We start from the raw sequence: 17,961 nt of genomic DNA, 5'->3' as shown, positions 1-17,961 counted from the left end.
CAAAGATAAAATATTCTGTGGCTTTGGAAAAATATTTTTAGAAAACAGGGCATTCGCTGTGGAGAAAAAGAATGTGAAAAAAGGCCCCCGCCCGGATGAACTTTTCCTGACTGTGGTACATGACGGTCTGAATGAGGGGCGGAACAATCACAGAAGATGACATTCCGCGATTGACAGATCATAGGACGGCGATGGACGATGTATGACTTTTGAAAGCGGCTTGGGTTTATGCCGTTTCCGTTGGATTGTGCCGGTGGCGAGGTATGGGGATGGCAGTGTTTTCCAGTGTGTTTTTCACATACAAACAGCCGCACCGGTGAAGGCCGATGCGGCTGTTTGTATGTTGTATGAGGATGAGAAGGGGTCGGTGAAGAGATCGATGAAAGACAAGGAACTGCTGTATATCAAAACCATTGCGGAGGAGAAAAACATTACCCGCGCCGCTCAAAAGCTTCATGTGGCGCAGCCTTCCCTGACCCAGTGTGTTCAGCGGATTGAAAAGGAACTCAACTGTCCTCTGTTCTACCGGCAGAAATCCGGTCTGGTGCTCACCGATGCCGGCGCCCTTTATTATAAGGTGGCCTGCGACATTCTGGAGTTATGGGAACATTTTTCCAAAGCGATTGAGGATATGCAGCAGGTCACCAGTGGTTCTCTGTCCATTGGTGCTTCCTGGTATAACACCTTGTTGATTCTCACCAGCTTCCTGCCGGTGTATACAAGAAAATATCCCCAGGTGGAGGTGCGGCTGCAGGAGAAAAACAGTACCGAACTGGAACGGTTGTTATCTCAGGGAGAACTGGACCTGATACTGACCCATCAGTATCCCCGGGAGCTGAACATAAAGCAGAATTTTGAATCCAAGCGGTTGGTCCATGTTCCGCTGCTCAGGGAAGATTTTTGTGTGGTGGTTGCACAGCAGTATCCTCTTACGGGGGAAAAACCAGTGGGAGACGATGATCTTCCGCTGCTGTCCCTCAGCGAACTGGCCTCGGTACCCTATGTCCAGTTCAATCACAATCAGCGTATCCGCCATATCTCCAACTTTGCCCTGGAGCAGGCGGGAATCCATCCTCCCGTGGCTGTTTCCACCTATGGATTTCCCAGCGCCTTTGAGCTGGTTTCCCGGGGGATGGGATTCACCTTCCTGCCGGAGCATTATGTTCGCCGGTTCGCACCCAATCGTCAGGCTGTACAGGTTTTTAAAATCGCAGGGGAGCACTGTGCTTATTGGACTACTTCCGTCTGCTATTATCAGTCGGATTATATGCCGGTTACAGTGGAACGTTTTCTGGAACTGGTAAGCAGTCAGCACTTTCCTTACGCATAATTGATCAGTGTGGCGCCCATCAGCAGCAGGCAGCCGATGACCACCCAGATGAAGAACAGTTTGATCACATACTGGAGCCATTTGGTAAAGGGAATATTGGCGCAGCCCACAAAGCCCATGGTTGCCGCAGCGTGGGGTAGGATGAAGTTGCAGAAGCCGTCACCGAAGTTGAAAGCCAGCACAGCGGTTTGTCTGGACATCCCCACCAGATCGGCCACAGGTACAAAGATGGGCATGGTAACGGCTGCTTGTCCGCTGCCGGAGGTGACGAAGAAATTAACAATGATGTGCATAATGAACATGGCAGGAGCCTGAAGAATGGTGGGAAAATAGCCCAGCGCGTTGGCCAGAGCATTGACCACGGTATCCATGACATTGCCGGCGGAAAGGATGCCGGAAATGGCATAGGCAAAGCCGATGAGGACACCAGTGGTAGCCATGCCCTTGGCGCCATTGGCAAAGGATTTGCACATCTGGTCCAATGACATCCGGTAGGCGAAACCGGAGAGAAGGCCCATATAGATGAAGATGGAGGAAGCAGAAGCGTAGGAGAGCTCGGAGAAGATGGCCACATAGATCATATATCCGATGGAAGCCGCCACCACAATGGCTACGGGAATATGCTTTTTCTCAAAAGCGGGAAGATTGTCGGTGTCAAAGCTGCCGAAGTCAACCTTGGTACCATAGATATAGCTCTTGGTGGGATCAGCCTTGATCTTTTTGCCATACACAAGAATATAGATAATGGTGACCACCAGAAAGGGAATCATGCAGAACAGGCGGTAGCCCATGCCGGAGAAGACCGGCAGCTGAGCGATAGCCTGGGCGGTACCGGTGTTGGAGAGGTTCATGGCGCCGCAGGAGAAGCCCACAGCGCCGCCCAGCATGATAATGGAGATTCCTACAATGGCATCATACCCCATAGCCATGGCCACAATAATTCCCAGGGGCGCGAAGGGAATGAAGTAGTTAAGGTTGATGGGAATACACAGCAAAGCGAAAACGATGGTGAGCATGGTCACCACCAGCCACTCCTTGCCTTTGGCCTTTTTGCTGAAGGAACAGGCGGCTCCCTGAAACATACCGGTTTCCAGCACGATGCCCAGGCCGCCGCCGGCACACAGCAGGGCGAAGATGATGGAACCGGCACTGGTCAGGCCGGGAAAAACATAGGTCATAATGGACAGGGGATTGACAGGGGTGGGATCAATGTATTGGAAACTGCCGGCCACCACCACTGTTTTGCCGCTTTCATCCACTGTGCGCTCAAACTGTCCTCCGGGAATCACATAGGTGAGGATGGAGGCCAGCAGCATAACAGCCACAATAATGGCAAAGGAACTGGGAACTTTGAATTTTTTCTTTTCCTTCATGCTCTTTCTTCCTTTCTGTTGAGACTGAGAGGATATCACAGAACTGAAATGTAAAATATTTCCAAGTCATGAGACGCAGCAGGGTTACCCTGAAAAATGCGTCTTTTATTTTTCAAGATTTTTTCAGCCAGTCTATAATCAGATCTGCGATTTCCAGATTGTTTTTTTCCAACATCATCATATGTCCGTTTCCGTAAATCCCCTGCTCTTCCAGACGCACAAAGTCATGCTGTACTCCGCATTGACGGAGCACCCGGGAGGTGAGGTGGTCATACTGAGCGTGGTAGGAGGCTTCGCTCACCAGCAGCAGGATGGGGATTCCCTGAAGTCTGGGCAGTTGAGGGGCCGGCTCCTGGAAGATCCAGCCATCGGACAGGTCCTGTTCCGGGGCCTTCAACAGCGTCAGCTTCAGGTCTTCCAACTTCTCTACAGGAGGATCATAGTGGAGGGGAAGCTCCGTAAGGCCGTAGTTTTCAGCGATGCTGCTGGTAAGATGGGCGGAGAAAGGAGGTCCCGAGGGCTCCATGGCCACAATTCCTCTCACCAGCTGAGGACAGGCGTCGGCCAGCAGCCACCCGAAGGGGCCTGCCTGAGAATGGGTCAGCAGGATGGCAGGGCCGGTGATGTTCAGCAGCTCCTGTCCCGCTGCCAGTACCAGCGCCTGAGAATCCTTGTTGCTGGGGAGATACTCCACCTGAGAGGCCAGAAATTGTTTTAGGGTTTCTTCCTCCAGGCTGGTGCTTTCGCCTGGCCATTGAGTATGCTTGCGGCTCTGGGGCCATTCGCCCTGGTCAGAGGTAAAGCGGCGGATGAGAGATTCCACCGAATGATAGATCCGGGGACCGTTTTCCTCCGGATGATAGGCGGAACGTCCCCGGGCAGGCTGCTCCGCCAGATAGACGGCAAATCCCTTGGAGACAAAGTAATCGGCCCACCCCATGCGGCCGTCAGGGGTAATCATCCAGTTGACATTGGTTTGTCCCGCACCGTGGAACATGATGATGGGATGAGGATAAAGCAGGGTATGGGGGAAATAGGCCTCCACATACATCTGGTTGCACAGGTGGGTTTTCTCCTTTTTTCCTGTGTAGTGGCCTCCCACATAAAACACAGCTTTTTTTGCAATATGGCTTTGATCGATAAAGGATAATTTGGGTTCCATATGACGCCCCTTTCCGACGTAATCCGGCATGCCTTCTGTTTTCAGTATAGCATCGGCTGTTTGTGGAAGTAAAATATGAAAAAAAGATGGTTGGTATTGAGATTTACTATTGTAAAAGGCTGTCGGATTTTCCGAGGGGAAGATGTCTTTTGAATAAAGATGCTTCAAAAAGATAAAAACGGTTTCCCGAGCTTTATTGGCATATGCACCATTCTGCCTGTAAAAACAGAAATCCATCTGGCAGGCTGCTCTTCACAAACCCAATAAAAAGTCTCCCTGATTTTGTGTGCTGATTTTTGATAGAAGAAATCCCAGCCCGAAGCCCCCTTTTTAAAAGAAAAAATCTTCAGATTCTTCCCGAATTTGTCCCAAATCCCGATTCATATGTGACCGCAGCCATGTAATGAGCGAAACAATTGAAGGACGAAAGCATGATTTTCTCCGCTGGAAACGGGCAGAACGTCTCTTAGCCCCGTGGAAATCCAGCTCATAATCCAAAGGCCGCAGTTGCCAATGTCAAGCGGCCAGGGCCGTAGTGAAGCCGAAATGCGGCTCTTTTCTTTGGCGCAAAGTAATCAACCCACACATGACCATTTTTCACAGCTGCTTTTACGGCAAGATTTCCCCCAGTATCATATCTTGCCCGGGAAGGAAAATACTTTAAGCAGTCAAAAAGGGTCAGAGACTTCTGCAAAGATTCAAAACGGCAAAAATAATGCTGACAGCAGTACAACCAACTGCTGCCAGCACATAAGTGCAGATATCCAGAGTGAATTTGGGGAAAGCGGTGGTGCGGGATCACCGAAACGTTTTTACATCCGCTGCTGAGTTATTATGGCGCCTGAAACAGGCGGCCAGTGCCATTTTGAAAAGCTGCATGGACGCAAATTTTTGTACAGGCATTTTTCCCCCAATACTGCCGGCGGAACATCCATTATGAGCGGCTCCGGCGATTGTGAAGCCGCAGCGGCGGTGTTTATAGCAGGTATCGCACTTAAAACCAGGCCGAAAGGCAAAATATGCCTGAACGCAGCCAGGTTTTATATACAGTTCTTCTCAGGGGCCGTGTTTTTTCCGCAGCTCAGCTGTTGGATACAACACCGGCACTTGCCGTTTTTCTTGGCGTGGTACAGCATACGGTCCGCTTCTGTGTAAAGGCTCTGATAACAGCATGGAGCTTTGCTGCAAATACAAACGCCAATACTGCATCGAACCTCCAGGGGCTGATTTTCCCATTGGATCTTTTCCAACTGCTCCAGCAAGCCATGGCTCAAATCCGTGGCTTGGGCCTCTGACAGGGAATGGTCGTAGAGAATGGCAAACTCATCCCCGCCAACTCTTCCCAGGGCTGCCGCATGGGGAAAAGCACGGCGCATGGCTTCTGCTGTTTCTGTCAGCACATGATCTCCGCAGGGGTGTCCGTAGCGGTCATTGATGCTTTTGAATTCATCCAGATCCATGAGAAACAAGGTCAAACCTTTGCTTTTTTCGGTGTGTTCTGCCTCCTGGAGCATCTGCTCCGCCCAGCATTCCACCGCGGTTTTGTTCAGCAGTCCCGTGAGGGGATCCAGCTGCACCAATTCCTGCAGTTTGGTGTTGATTTCCACAATCTGCTTTTGCTGCTTGAGGGTGATACAGGTATGATGAGCATGGGCCAGAGAGACAGCCAGCCCGACCAAAAAAGTGATGGTCAGATTGAGCCGGTCACCCGCGTCCATCAGCGGAGCCATCATTATCCGGAACAGCAGATAGCTTGCTGCAGACTGTGCCACGTTGTAGAAAGGCGGCAGCTGGATCAGCAAGGACAATCCCAGCAGTGCCGTTGTCAGTACAGTAGTCCCGGCTGCCGGATCCCGGTACAGGTCATAGGTGTTGAGCACCATATGCCACAGCAAAATCAGGCTGGTGGTCACAGACTGAACGACCCATTGCAAGCCTGCCGGAGCCCGCTGCAGCGGATGCCGCACAACCAGCCACAGCACCCCGAAAAGGATCAGGATGCAGTACATGGAAAAATAGATTTGATTGTTGCGTGTCGTCAGGCCGGACCGCGACCAAAACAAAACCCGGGCAATATTAAACAGCTCCGTGGCGAAAATAATCCCACAGATAATCTTTAAGGAGAAATTATTTTTACGCACCGATTCCTGCAGAAACTCCTGGCGGATATAATCAGGAACCTTCAGTTCAAAGGGCAATCTATGTTTTAATGATTTCAGAACTTTATGCATCACTGACCCCTCTTTTTGAAACGGTGGCAGTACGCCGCCTTGTTTAACCTGTTTTTCCAACCGGCACCGGATCGCTGCCTCCGGTATCGCCGGGCACTCCGGATGAGCATCCCCATAGCGGCAGGAATAACAATGATCGCTTTCTATGGGAATATGCTGTTTTGTGAGAATAAAGGCCGGCGCTACACGGGACCGCCCCATTTGGAGCGGATAAAAGGCGTTGTACGGCTGCAGTGGGCTTTGCAGATCACACTTGACGTTTTTACAGATCCATGCTATTTTCATTATTGCAAATTGCAATAAAATTCGGAAGATGATGTTCAAAATTTGGTATTATATGCGCAAAATTTGCGCTTTCTTATGGAGGATGACAGCCATGCTGCATATTGCCGTATGTGATGATGAAGAAAAGCAGCGCAACAAAATAGCGGCGCTGATCAATACCTATCTCCAGTCCCGTCCCAGCCTCAATGGACAGGTAGAAATATTCAGCAGCGGCAATGCGCTGTTGGCCAGAGCCGAGGATACAGGAGGCTTTGACCTGTATGTGCTGGACATCCTTATGCCGCAGCTGAGCGGCATCGATACCGGACGGTGTTTGCGGACGTTGGGCACGGAAGGAGAGATTATCTACCTGACCAACTCCAACGATTTTGCCGCTGACAGTTATGATGTTCGGGCCTTTTTTTATTTGCTCAAGCCGGTGGAGCAGGGAAAATTCTTCCAGGTACTGGACGGAGCAGTGGAAAAACTCAATCAGAGGCGAAGCAGCGCCATCGTGGTAAGCACGTCGGATGGTCCCCGCCGCATTCTGCTGGAGCATATCCAGTATGTGGAGCGGGTGGGCCGGTGTATGCGGTATTATTGTACCGATGACATTATAGATTCCCAGAGCATTCGGGTTTCTTTCCGTGAGGCGGCCGCGCCGCTGCTGGCTGACCGTCGCTTTTGCCTGTGCGGCGCCAGCTTTGTGCTGAATTTCCAGCATGTTGCTGGTGTGAACGGGCAGATGGCCTTGCTGAATAATGGTCGGACGGTGGTGCTGCCCAGGGCAGCGGCGACAGAATTTAAGAAGGCTTGGGGCTGCTACTGGCTGGAGGAACGATCGCTATGACAAATACGGTTTTTCTTGTTTTTCGCGCGTTCTTTATTACCATGATGACCGTGGGAATGATGGCAAGTGTCACCGATTTTCGTTTTGGACGCAAAAAGCTGCTTTTGATTCTGGCAGTTTACAGCCTCTGGGTGATTGGCTCCAGCATGGTTTTGATATGGATAGGGGGCGAATTGCTGCTGCTCCGTCTGTTTTATCTCACCATTTCTGTTCCTGCCACAGCGCTCACCTACTGGGCGGCAAACGATACCCCCGCGCAGGCGGTCTTTAACTACATGACGCAAATTCTGCTGTCCATACTGGCGGTTTCCATGATTCGTCAGCTGACGGAGTTCTTTGACCTTTCTCCATGGATGAACATCCTGCTGATGGGTGTGTTTTATGGGACCACCATTTATCTGGAGTGGCGTTTTCTGCGCAGGCCGTTTCGTATGCTGATCAAGGTCATTCCTGACCACTGGGGCATACTCACTTTGATTCCCTGCAGCTTTTGTGCCTATCTGATTTTTGTGGCCTCCTGGCCGGGCAGTTATCTGGAAAACAGAGTACAGGCTGTATACGCCTATACGGCGGTGGTTCCCATGGTTATTATATATATCGTGGTGTTCAAAAGCTTTATAGGTCAGTATCGTATTCAGATGGACCGGCAGAGCCACACATTGCTGACGATGCAGATATCAGCGCTGAAAGAAAAACTGCAGCAGGTCAAAGAAGTGGAGGAGGGCATCAAAATCCAGCGTCATGATCTGCGCCATCAACTTCAGGCTATTGCAGAACTGGTGTCACGGGGAGACACGGACGCGGTTCTGGACTTTCTGGATGCTGCCCAGAAACGGCTGGATGAGCGCAGGGAAATCCGCTGGTGCCGTCCGCCGGTGCTGGACGCAGTGTTTTCCTCCTGTTTTGCCCAAGCACAAAATCACAATATCCCGGTGAAAGCAAAAATCTCCCTCCCCGACACTTTGCCGGTAGATGAGGGGGAAATTGCCATCGTACTGGCAAACGCACTGGAAAACGCCATCCATGCCAATCTGGAGCTGCCCCGGGAGAAGCGGGAAATCCGCTGCAAGATGGTGGGCGTTCCCAGCATTATGCTGGAAATTTCCAATCCATATGCCGGGGATATCATCTTTGACAGTGATGGCCTTCCCATAGCCAAAAAAGAAGGACACGGTCTGGGAGTTCAATCCATCTGCGCCTTTTGCCGGAAAAATGGAGCTGTCTGCCAGTTTGATGAGACAGACGGGTGGTTCCGGTTAAGACTGGTGCTGTAAGAAAACTCCATATACTATTCATAATCAGCTGAATAACCAATAACAGCGGTTCCCACAGACTTTTATCTGTGAGGGCCGCTGTTTTGTCTGCCCCAAAATTTGGAGCATTTTCTGGTGAGTGTTTTTTCGCTCGGCGGGTGCGGACCAATAAAGGAAATTTACGGCAGAATCCCATCCGCGGCGGCTGCTGTTCTGCTCTGTCGGCCAGCCCGGAAAGAAGGTCAGCCCCAAAAGTGAAAGTCCATCTGACAGCAGGCGAGTATTGTGGAGCAGCAAAATTCCTGCTAAAATGGGTGCCGTATGGTACCGCAAATACAGGAGCCGCTGATACGGAGAATGCTGCATGAGAATTTTGATTATTGAAGATGAAAAAGAATTGTTGCAGGATATTGCCAAGGGCCTGACATTAAAGGGCTATGCTGTGGACCAGGCCGATAACGGAAAAACAGGCTGTCAAATGGCGGTGGATGAAGAATATGATTTGGTGGTATTGGATTTGAATTTGCCGGAGATGGACGGTTTTTCCATCCTCAAAGAGCTGCGGCAGAATTGCTTTCAAACCAAGGTGCTGATTTTGTCCGCCAATTCGGAACTGGACAGTAAGCTGTCTGGCTTTGAACTGGGCGCCAGCGATTATATGACAAAGCCATTCCATTTTGCCGAACTGGAAGCACGCATTCGTGTTCTGCTCAACCGCAGATTCATTCAGCAGTCCAACTGTCTTTCTTATGAAGAAATCTCCCTGAACACGCTGAGCCGAACGGTAGAAATAAAGGGAGAGCCTGTGAGCCTGACAACAAAAGAGCTTGCCATTTTGGAATATTTCCTGCTCAATCAGGGCCGACTGATCACTCAGCAGGAACTGATTGAACATGTCTGGAATGAGGACGCCGATCCCCTGAGCAACTCTGTGCGGGTACACCTGTCCTCGCTGAGAAAAAAACTGAAAGGTGCTCTGGGACATGATCCCATCCAAACAAGAATTGGGGAGGGCTACCTTTTATGCTGAAGAAGATTCCTCTGCGGATCCGTTTTACGCTGGTTGCCAGCCTGTTTCTGCTGGTTTCCTGTGTGACATTGACGCTGCTTTCCAATATGTCAGCGGTGCACATGATGGAAGCGGTTGCCTTATTGCCCTCCATGAAGGATGGCTCTACCCCCATTTTACAGTTGGAACCGGCGCAGCCGGTGGAAGAACCTTACTATCAGGTTTTTCAGCAGAAAACAACGGTTGCTACCATTCTCATTGTTTTGGCCGGAAGCATAGCCACTTATTTTGCGGCAGGGTATGTGCTCAAACCCATCCGGGACCTGTCCTGTGAGGTGCAGAAACGCAATGTGGAAAATTTGGGGACGCCAATTGAGCTTCCCCAGAGCGCCGATGAAGTCAGGCAGCTGACAATATCCTTTAATCAGATGATGGAGGATTTGCAGCGGTCTTTTCTTCTGCAAAAAGAATTTTCTGCCAACGCCGCCCATGAGCTCAGGACGCCTTTGGCTATCATGCGGGCAAAGCTGGATGTTTTCATGCTGTCGGAAAATGAAAATCCGGAAACTCAGAAAATGATAGACGCTATGAGCCAGCAGCTGGAACGGCTGTCCAAGCTCATTGAAGATTTGCTTTGGTTCAGTAAGGATCTGCCGTTGGAAAAAAAGACCCGAGTGATGCTGTATCCGCTTTTTTGCGATGTGGCGGAGGAGCTGTCCAGTGTGGCAAAGGAGAAAGAAATAGAAATTCAGATCCAGCAGACAAATGAGTTTGTCTTGGGCCAGGACCGCCTGCTGGAGCGGGTATTTTATAATTTGCTGGAAAATGCTGTAAAGTACAGTCCGCCACAAACACAGGTGTCCGTCACCGTCCAAAGGGAAGGAGATTTTCTCAGAATACAGGTCATCGACCAGGGAGAAGGCATCCCGGAGGTTTGCCGCAGCGCTGTGTTTGAGCCGTTCTTCCGGGTGGACAAATCCCGCAGCCGGGCAGTTGGCGGCAATGGGCTGGGACTTGCGGTATGCAAAAAGATTCTGGAACGGCATCATGCCTCCATTGCAGTTCGTCCCAATCATCCAAACGGCAGCATCTTTGAGGTCATTTTTCCGTCTTAACAGCAGCTTTATATGGAATGTGCTATACTCCTTCTGCAAATCAAACAGCAGAAGGAGTTTTTTTATGAAACGTTTGACAGCAATTTTTCTGGCACTGGTCTGTGCCTTTTCTTTAACAGCCTGCGGCAGTCAAAAGCCCAGCCTGGATGAAGTGCGGCAGGCCATCGAGGATGGGAGCCTGACGATGGAGGACGCCATGGACAAGGGCTGGGTTACTCAGGAATGGGTGGATGAGTATGTGCAGCAGCACAGCGTTCCCGCCGTAAGCAAGACGGAAGCAGGCGCCATTGGGGAATTTACCACCACCACCCTCTCAGGGGAAGAATTTACCCGGGATCAAATGGCGGAAGTCACGCTGTTTGTTTTTCTCGACCCCACAAATTCAGACACCCAAGCTTTTTATCAGGCGCTCACCGCCGGCTATGAGGATGTGAAGAAAAACGGCGCGGAAATTCTGGTGTGCACCAAAAGTGAGGAGAAAAATGAGCTGTTGAGCGATGCGCCGTTTCCCGTGATCCATTATAACGATTCCCTGAAAGCAGCAGTGAAAAATTATCAGGAAATGATTGAAGGAGAACCCAATATTTTTTCCTGGTGTGTAAACGCCTCCTTCCTCTCGGCATGGAGCTGCACGATAGAGGAGGAAAAGCTCGGGGATTCCGCGGCTGCCTTTGTGGAAATGCAGAAAGAAATGTCCGATGAAGCCGCCAGTGAAAATGAAGGAATGGCGGTGATGGGATGAACCTTCGGAAATCATCGCTGTTTTTGCTGGCAGCGGCTGCGGTCATGATAGCAGTTGGCGTTTGGCGGGGAGAGGCGGCAACGGTTTTGAGCAAGGGAATCAATTTGTGCCTGGAGTGTGTGGGCATTGGCTGAAAACAAACATCGCTGGAAGATTCAGCTGGCTGCGACCTTGGCTTCCAATCCGTTTTTCCTGAATTTCTTTGAGGGAAAAATCCATAAGGGCCGTTCCAAGATGATCTGTGTCCCCGGACTGAACTGTTATTCCTGCCCCGCCGCAGCTGCCTCCTGCCCCATTGGTTCCCTGCAGGCCGTCATTGGGTCCTCAAAATTTCATTTTGCCTATTATATCGTGGGATTGCTGATTTTGATGGGTGTACTGCTGGGACGTGCCATATGTGGTTTTCTGTGTCCCTTCGGATGGTTTCAGGAGCTGCTGCACAAGATCCCTTCCAAAAAATTAAGCGCCAAAAAGCTGCATCCGCTCACCTATCTGAAATATGTTGTTTTGGCGGTGTTTGTGATCATTCTTCCCATGACAGTTGTCAACGAAGTGGGATTAGGCGACCCGTTTTTCTGCAAATATATCTGCCCCGTGGGTATTCTGGAAGGCGGAATCCCCCTGTCTATCGCTGATTCAGCAATCCGTGCCAGCCTGGGAGCGCTGTTTACCTGGAAAAGCTGCATTTTGCTGGGATGTATGGTGCTCTTTGTGTTCTTCTATCGCCCTTTCTGCAAGTGGCTCTGTCCGTTGGGGGCTTTTTACGCACTGTTGAACAGCGTATCTCTTTACCGCTTCCATATCGACACGGATAAATGTACCTCCTGCGGCGCCTGCAGCAAAGTATGCAAAATGGATGTGGATGTGTTCCGCACACCCAACCACAGAGAATGTATCCGGTGTGGGGATTGTGTGCGCACCTGTCCCCATCAGGCGATTACCAGGACCTTTTCACTGAAATCAACAGAGGGAAAGAAGGTAAAAACTCATGAAAAAAACAGTTAGCCTGCTTTTGGTTTTGCTTCTCAACGCGGCAGCTTTGACGGCCTGCGGTGCTCAGAAGCAGGATTTGGTATCCAAGACCCCATTTCCGGAATTTTCGGAAACGGACACGCAGGGCAATCCCATTACCGATGATATTTTTGAGGATTATGACATCACCATCGTCAACTTCTGGAACAACGGCTGCGGCACCTGCATTGCTGAAATGCCGGAGCTGGAGGAAATGTATCAGGAATTTCAAAAGGACAAGATCAATCTCATTGGTGTTGGGGCGGACTGCGGCGAAAGTGAGGAACAGCTGCAGCTTGCCAGAAGTATTTTGGAGGAAAAAGGCGTCACCTATCAAAACATTGTTCCCAATCCGGAAAATGATTTTTATAAGGAATTTATTGCCGATATTACCGGCTATCCCACTACCTATGTGGTGGATCACGAAGGGAACATCATTGGAGCGCCCCTGATCGGCAACGTGAAAGAGCAAATGGATACGCTGCAGAAAAGAATTGATCACATCCGGGAGGATGAAGAAAAGTGAGAACTGTCCTTGGGACGCAAAATCCGGCAGACGCGTAACGGAACATCCTTTTGTTTCCGGGATATAAACAAACATCGTGAAAACCCCGCTGATAAAATAAGGCTGCGATGCCGAAGCTGCGGCAATCATATCAAGGGATGAAAGTACCGCCCCGAAAGAAGCCGCTATGGGTCAGCCATGGAGCTGACCGACCCATTGGCGGCCCCTTCAGGGACGGTTTTCATATCACGATCTTCCAGGCTCATCGGGGGATATTCCTCCGGGAAGGACACCGGTACCAACCTGTATGATCGCCGCGGCATCCTTTTTCTTTCAAAAGATGAGTATATGCCCATCCCTTCCTTATACCCCCCGAGGGCAGGAGAAGAAAGACTTGCACCTACCAGCCAAAGGGTTTGAAAAACAAAAATGCTGCGATACCGTTTTCTTTCCTGTGAGAAGCGGTATCGCAGCATCTTTTATCTGCCGACAGTAAGTGACGGGGTTGTTGACAGCCCTGCTGGAATATTTTTATCCCTGATTGACTTGTTTTTCCCGCAGGATATCCATAATGGTAGCCTCGGTGCCGGTCATTCCAGGAGAGGCGATCTGGCCCATAAAGCGCATGGTATCCTCCGGCGTTTTGCCGTTGATGCCGTGGACATTCTGGACAGAAACCCCCTTCATGGCCAGCCGCACCGACGCATAGGCGGCAGCTACCGCGGCGATGCCTTTCATGGTGCAGCCCTGGTTTCCGCCGTCGCAGATCATGCCGGTGATACTGGAAGCCATATTGCAGATGACCCGCTCCATTGCCTTCAGATCACCGCCCCGCAGCCAGCACAGAGCCACCGCCATACCGGTGCCGGCAGCGATGGCGCAGCCGCAGAAGGCGGACAGCTTGCCGGAATATTCCTTGATGTACATACACACAAGGTAGCTCAGCGCGGTGGCACGCAGCAGCTGCTCCTGGGTATAGCCCTGTACCTGGCAGGCTGCGTACAGAGGCATGGTGGCAATAATGCCGTGAGCGCCGGAACCGGTGATGCTCATGGCGGGTTTATTCAGGCCGATGACCCGGGCCTCGATGGCTCCGTTGCACAGCAGGCTGGCGGTTTTTTCTTCGTCGTCCGAGATTTTCTTTCCGCCGTTTTCCGCCAGCAGAACAGGGGCAAAGGTGGTCCGGCTGCTGCTGAGACCTTCCTCCAGCAGAGCCAGATTGACCCGGTATGCTTCCCCGATAAAGGAGATCTCCTCCAGGGGAACTGTCTCGATGTACTCTACCAGCTGAGCCAATGTATAACGATGGATCAGAGGCTCCGCTTCCTCTTCTGTCACACAGGCCGGCGCTTCCTTTTGAAATGTGACCTTGCCGTTTACCCGGATTTGGGTGATATTGGTGTGGGAATCCTGAATGATTACCGTCGCGCTGCCTTGGTCTGTTTCCACATCGGCTTCAATCTCAATACGGCTGGTGACCTTGCTCATAACGGCATGAATGCGCCCCTGCTGAACCAATGCTTCCGCCTGCCGCTGCTGGTCTTCCGTAATCCCGTCCAGACATTCCAGCCCCTTTTCGGCGTCAGCGCCCACAGCACCCAGGGCGGCGGCATACAGGTTGCCCACATGGGTGCTTCCGGGAATGCCGCAGGTGAAAGCGTTTTTGTACATGCCGCTGTTAAGGCGCAGCTCCACACGGCGCACGCTGCCTCCCACCTGAGCTTTGGCCTTGGCCACGGCAAAGGCGATGGCTCCGGGCTCGGTAACGCCCAGCGCCGGTTTCATATCATCCCGAATGAGCTGTGTCAAAGGATTCATATGATGACTTCTCCTTTCTGAAAAGGCGTGATTTTCTCTTATAGTATCAGCTTCGCCCCGGTATATCAATGAAATACCGAGGCGAAGCCGGATTTTTTATCCGCCGGTTTGGAGAACGTTTACCGGCCTTTCCGCAGCACGCGGCCCGTGTACACCGGCACAAGCGCGCCGTCCTTCACAACGATCTGACCGTTGACAGCTACATATTCAATTCCGTCACAGGTGGCCTTGTCTTCCTTGTAGGTGGCGTTGTCATGCAGCTTCTCAAAGTCGATCACCAGCAGGTCTGCCTTTTTGCCCTCTCCCAGGATACCCCGGTCAGAAAGCCCCAGCTTGGCGGCAGGCATACCGGACATCTTGTAGATGGCCTGCTGCAGGGAAAGGAGATGCTCCTGCTTGACGTACTTTTCCAGCACCCGGACACAGCTGCCGTAATACCGAGGATGGCTCTTTTTCACAGAGGGGAATCCGTCGGTGCACACCATGGAGTTGGGATTGGCGATGGCGCGGGAGACATCCTCCGGGTCCATGAAAAAGACGATCATCATGGCGTTGTTGCGGCTCTCCAGCAGAATATCCAGCGCCTTTTCGAAGGGATCCGCGTTTTCCGACCGGGCAATATCGGCAATGGTGCGGTCGGCGTATTTTTCCACGCTGCATTCAGTGATGTACATTCCTTCCCAGCCGGTGAGCTGATAGAAGCTCTCCCAATTGGGATGCTCGTCCTTCATGGCCTCGATCAGCTTGGCCCGGGTGTCGGGATCGCTCAAACGTTCCAGCATCTTGTCAATACCGCCCTCCAGCGCCCAGGGAGGAAGGATGGAGTTGAAGTTGGTGCTGGCAGCGTCATAGGGATATACATCACAGTTAACGTCCAGCCCTTTGGCCCGGGCGTCGGCAATCATTTGCAGGGTGGTGCGGATCTTGCCGTGGTTGGGTCTGCCCGCCGCCTTGTGGTGGGAAATCTCCACGCTGACCCCGGTGGCTTCGGCCACATGGATGGCTTCCGCCACCGCGTCAATGAGGCCGTAGCTCTCGCTGCGGATATGGCTGGTATAAATGGCGTCATGCTCCTTGACTACTTTAGCGAAATTGAGCATTTCTTCCTTGGTGGAATAAACTCCTGGGGGATAGATCAGGCCGGATGAGAAGCCAAAAGCGCCCGACTCCAGAGACTGGGCCAAAAATTCCTCCGCTTTTTTCATTTCCTCGGGGGTGAAGGGACGGTTTTCAAAGCCGGCCACACAGGCCCGCACCGTGCCATGTCCCACCAGTCCGGCCATATTCAGGCACAGCTGATTCTTTTCCACCTCTTTGAGGTATTCGTCATAAGAGTTCCAGTTAAAGGGAACAGGCATATGGGAGAAAAAGGGAGCGCAGTAGGTGGCCCACTGATCCTTGAACTCAGGTGTGATGGGGGCGCAGGAAACGCCGCAGTTGCCCACCACTTCGGTGGTAAAGCCCTGCAGCAGCCGCTGAGGGTTCTTTCCCGGCTGGAACACAATGGCGTCGGAATGGCAGTGGATATCAATAAATCCCGGTGTGACCAGCTTGCCTTTGGCATCGATCACCTCTTTGGCAGGTTCGTCCAAATGGCCGATCTTTACAATGGTATCCCCATTGACAGCTACATCCGCCTGATAGGGGACATCGCCGCTTCCATCTACAATCAAACCGTTTTTAATCAGCAGATCATACATTGTCAAAAACCTCCTTTAAAGTCCGGGCAGGAAGCCACGGCAGGCATTGAGCACCAGTACCACGGCGAACATGACCACGCAGGCGATGGCGTTGCCGAAGGTGTGGGTGATCCAGGTGTCCTTGAAGGACAGGTTATCCAGCTTCTGTACCAGCCAGAAGGCAGCGTCGGTGGGAGTGGCAAAGGCCATGCTGGCGGCGCAGATGGCAAGACCCATCACGATACCGCTTTCTCCCAGCTGACCGCACAGGGGGGCTACGATGGAGGCGGTGGTCACCATGGCCACAGCGGCGGAGCCCAGAGCGGAGCGCATCAGCAGGCACAGCAGGAAAGCGAGGAAAATCAGCGGGACATTCCAGCTTTGCAGCAGGGTCACAAAATAATCGCCGATACCGCTTGCCTGGATGATGGCGCCAAAGGAACCGCCGGCGCCCAGCAGCAGCATGATTTCGCCCATTTCGTTAAAGTTTTTGGTGATGAGGGGAGCATAGCTGCCCTTGACATAGGGGCGCAGGGTCCAGGCGGCAAAGGCCACGCTGATGACCAGAGACATCACGCCGTTGCCTGCGGTGAGGAAATTGCAAACGGAAACGATCATGGGGATTTCCGTCCACATGGGGATCAGGGTGCCGAAAACGATCAGCAGCAGGGGCAGAGCGATGATGGCGATGGCCAAACCGGCAGGGGCGCGTTTTTCGTTGGTCTTTTGAGGATATTCCACCTGACATTCTTCCTCAGCGGACTGGTGATAGGGATACAGCTTTTTGCCCAGCAGTTCGCCGTAGAGCCAGCCGCCGATGAGGGCGCCGGGGACGCTGACCAGCAGGGAGTAGAGGATAAACCAACCGAAGTTGACCCCCAGTGTACCGGCGACGCTGAGCGGGCCGGGAGTGGGAATGACCAGGCAGTGGGTGGTCAGCAGTCCTACAGAAAGAGCGGTAATGTAAACATGGATGGATTTCTTGGTTTTGCGGGAAAGAGTGCGCAGGATGGGGTTGAGAATGACATAAGCGGAGCCGTAAAATACAGGAATGGAGACAATAAAGCCTGTGATATTCATTGCCAGACTGGCATGTTTTTCACCGAATTTTTTCAGGGTGGCGTCTGCCAGAGAATCTGTGGCGCCAGCTTCAGCCAGCATACCCCCCAGCAAAAAGCCCATGGCGACAACAATACCCAGGCTGGCGCAGATGCTGCCGAAGCCGGAGGTAATGCCGTTTACCAAAGAGTTCAGATCCATCCCCGACAGGATGCCTATGGCGACCGCGGCGGAGATCATGGAAAAGAAGGGATTCATTTTGAACCGCACAATGGTAACAAAGAGATAAACCATGGATACCAGGAAAAGAACAATCAATGCCGGACCAGTCATCTAAATTCCTCCTCTTGCTTTAATCGACACATCCTGCAGGTTTATCTTCAGTATACTGTCTATTTCGTTCATTGAATAATGCCAAAGCTAAATAACAGTTATTCAAAAGTGCTATATCCATATGGCATCGGTTGAGATTTATTGGGATATTTGAAGGAACTTATGGAGAGACAGGGAAATATTTGCTGCTTGATTTGGCTTATGAAGAAAAATAGATGCGGCTGGAA

The 17,961-nt window shown here is 51.7% G+C and carries 16 protein-coding genes; 10 read left to right on the top strand and 6 right to left on the bottom strand.

Translation table 11 applies throughout. From position 1 onward, the window contains the following. The first annotated feature begins 367 nt into the window (after positions 1 to 367). Positions 368 to 1,330: a LysR family transcriptional regulator gene (locus BQ5383_RS06765; RefSeq protein ID WP_172724599.1), complete on the top strand. Its 963-nt coding sequence runs from the start codon at positions 368 to 370 to the stop codon at positions 1,328 to 1,330. On the opposite strand, the gene BQ5383_RS06760 is transcribed toward BQ5383_RS06765, so the two are convergent. Together BQ5383_RS06760 and BQ5383_RS06755 are read right to left on the bottom strand one after the other, a co-directional pair. After that, a complete protein-coding gene (locus BQ5383_RS06760) occupies positions 1,321 to 2,703 on the bottom strand; it encodes a YfcC family protein (protein WP_071430571.1) in 1,383 nt (460 codons plus the stop codon). The two genes, BQ5383_RS06765 and BQ5383_RS06760, sit on opposite strands and share 10 nt — an antisense overlap. Positions 2,704 to 2,815: 112 nt before the next feature. Then, entirely contained in the window at positions 2,816 to 3,865 is a 1,050-nt protein-coding gene (locus BQ5383_RS06755) for an alpha/beta hydrolase (protein WP_071430569.1), read from the bottom strand. A 513-nt stretch (positions 3,866 to 4,378) separates the two neighbouring features. Between BQ5383_RS06755 and BQ5383_RS20665 the strand changes: the two genes are divergently transcribed. Further along, complete coding sequence (locus BQ5383_RS20665) at positions 4,379 to 4,693, top strand: hypothetical protein (protein ID WP_139193374.1); 315 nt, start codon at positions 4,379 to 4,381, stop codon at positions 4,691 to 4,693. Positions 4,694 to 4,905: 212 nt separating this feature from the next. Here the strand turns inward: BQ5383_RS20665 and BQ5383_RS06750 are convergent, their stop codons facing one another. Continuing rightward, complete coding sequence (locus BQ5383_RS06750) at positions 4,906 to 6,096, bottom strand: GGDEF domain-containing protein (protein ID WP_071430567.1); 1,191 nt, start codon at positions 6,094 to 6,096, stop codon at positions 4,906 to 4,908. Positions 6,097 to 6,472: 376 nt separating this feature from the next. Between BQ5383_RS06750 and BQ5383_RS06745 the strand changes: the two genes are divergently transcribed. The 8 genes from BQ5383_RS06745 (at position 6,473) to BQ5383_RS06715 (ending at position 12,866) form a co-directional block, all read left to right on the top strand. Next, entirely contained in the window at positions 6,473 to 7,210 is a 738-nt protein-coding gene (locus tag BQ5383_RS06745) for a LytR/AlgR family response regulator transcription factor (protein WP_071430565.1), read from the top strand. Further along, positions 7,207 to 8,484 (top strand): sensor histidine kinase, encoded by a 1,278-nt coding sequence (locus BQ5383_RS06740; protein ID WP_071430562.1) that lies wholly within the window; start codon positions 7,207 to 7,209, stop codon positions 8,482 to 8,484. The genes BQ5383_RS06745 and BQ5383_RS06740 overlap by 4 nt, the downstream gene beginning before the upstream one ends. 343 nt (positions 8,485 to 8,827) lie before the next feature. Next, positions 8,828 to 9,493, top strand: coding sequence for a response regulator transcription factor (locus BQ5383_RS06735; protein WP_071430560.1), 666 nt, complete (start codon positions 8,828 to 8,830; stop codon positions 9,491 to 9,493). Beyond that, complete coding sequence (locus BQ5383_RS06730; protein ID WP_071430558.1) at positions 9,487 to 10,587, top strand: sensor histidine kinase; 1,101 nt, start codon at positions 9,487 to 9,489, stop codon at positions 10,585 to 10,587. The genes BQ5383_RS06735 and BQ5383_RS06730 overlap by 7 nt, the downstream gene beginning before the upstream one ends. A 64-nt stretch (positions 10,588 to 10,651) precedes the next feature. Continuing rightward, positions 10,652 to 11,329 (top strand): LptM family lipoprotein, encoded by a 678-nt coding sequence (locus tag BQ5383_RS06725; protein WP_071430556.1) that lies wholly within the window; start codon positions 10,652 to 10,654, stop codon positions 11,327 to 11,329. Then, a complete protein-coding gene (locus tag BQ5383_RS21055) occupies positions 11,326 to 11,463 on the top strand; it encodes a CD1871A family CXXC motif-containing protein (RefSeq protein WP_172724598.1) in 138 nt (45 codons plus the stop codon). Before BQ5383_RS06725 ends, BQ5383_RS21055 begins: the two co-directional genes overlap by 4 nt. Further along, positions 11,456 to 12,334 (top strand): 4Fe-4S binding protein, encoded by an 879-nt coding sequence (locus tag BQ5383_RS06720; protein ID WP_071430554.1) that lies wholly within the window; start codon positions 11,456 to 11,458, stop codon positions 12,332 to 12,334. The genes BQ5383_RS21055 and BQ5383_RS06720 overlap by 8 nt, the downstream gene beginning before the upstream one ends. Continuing rightward, positions 12,318 to 12,866, top strand: coding sequence for a TlpA family protein disulfide reductase (locus BQ5383_RS06715; RefSeq protein ID WP_071430551.1), 549 nt, complete (start codon positions 12,318 to 12,320; stop codon positions 12,864 to 12,866). Before BQ5383_RS06720 ends, BQ5383_RS06715 begins: the two co-directional genes overlap by 17 nt. Positions 12,867 to 13,376: 510 nt before the next feature. On the opposite strand, the gene BQ5383_RS06710 is transcribed toward BQ5383_RS06715, so the two are convergent. The 3 genes from BQ5383_RS06710 to BQ5383_RS06700 all read right to left on the bottom strand — a co-directional run bounded on the left by BQ5383_RS06710 (position 13,377) and on the right by BQ5383_RS06700 (position 17,734). Beyond that, the gene (locus BQ5383_RS06710; protein ID WP_071430549.1) at positions 13,377 to 14,663 is read right to left on the bottom strand and encodes an L-cysteine desulfidase family protein; all 1,287 of its coding nucleotides are present in this window, start codon (positions 14,661 to 14,663) and stop codon (positions 13,377 to 13,379) included. Between the two features lie 119 nt (positions 14,664 to 14,782). Further along, a complete protein-coding gene (locus tag BQ5383_RS06705) occupies positions 14,783 to 16,363 on the bottom strand; it encodes an N-acyl-D-amino-acid deacylase family protein (RefSeq protein WP_083389876.1) in 1,581 nt (526 codons plus the stop codon). A gap of 15 nt (positions 16,364 to 16,378) precedes the next feature. Beyond that, a complete protein-coding gene (locus BQ5383_RS06700; protein ID WP_071430545.1) occupies positions 16,379 to 17,734 on the bottom strand; it encodes a GntP family permease in 1,356 nt (451 codons plus the stop codon). Positions 17,735 to 17,961: the final 227 nt, after the last annotated feature.

The organism is Angelakisella massiliensis (assembly GCF_900104675.1).
Taxonomy (GTDB): Bacteria; Bacillota; Clostridia; order Oscillospirales; family Ruminococcaceae; genus Angelakisella; species Angelakisella massiliensis.
Note: the sequence above shows the minus strand (reverse complement) of the source record. Positions and strands in the feature narration are given on the sequence as shown.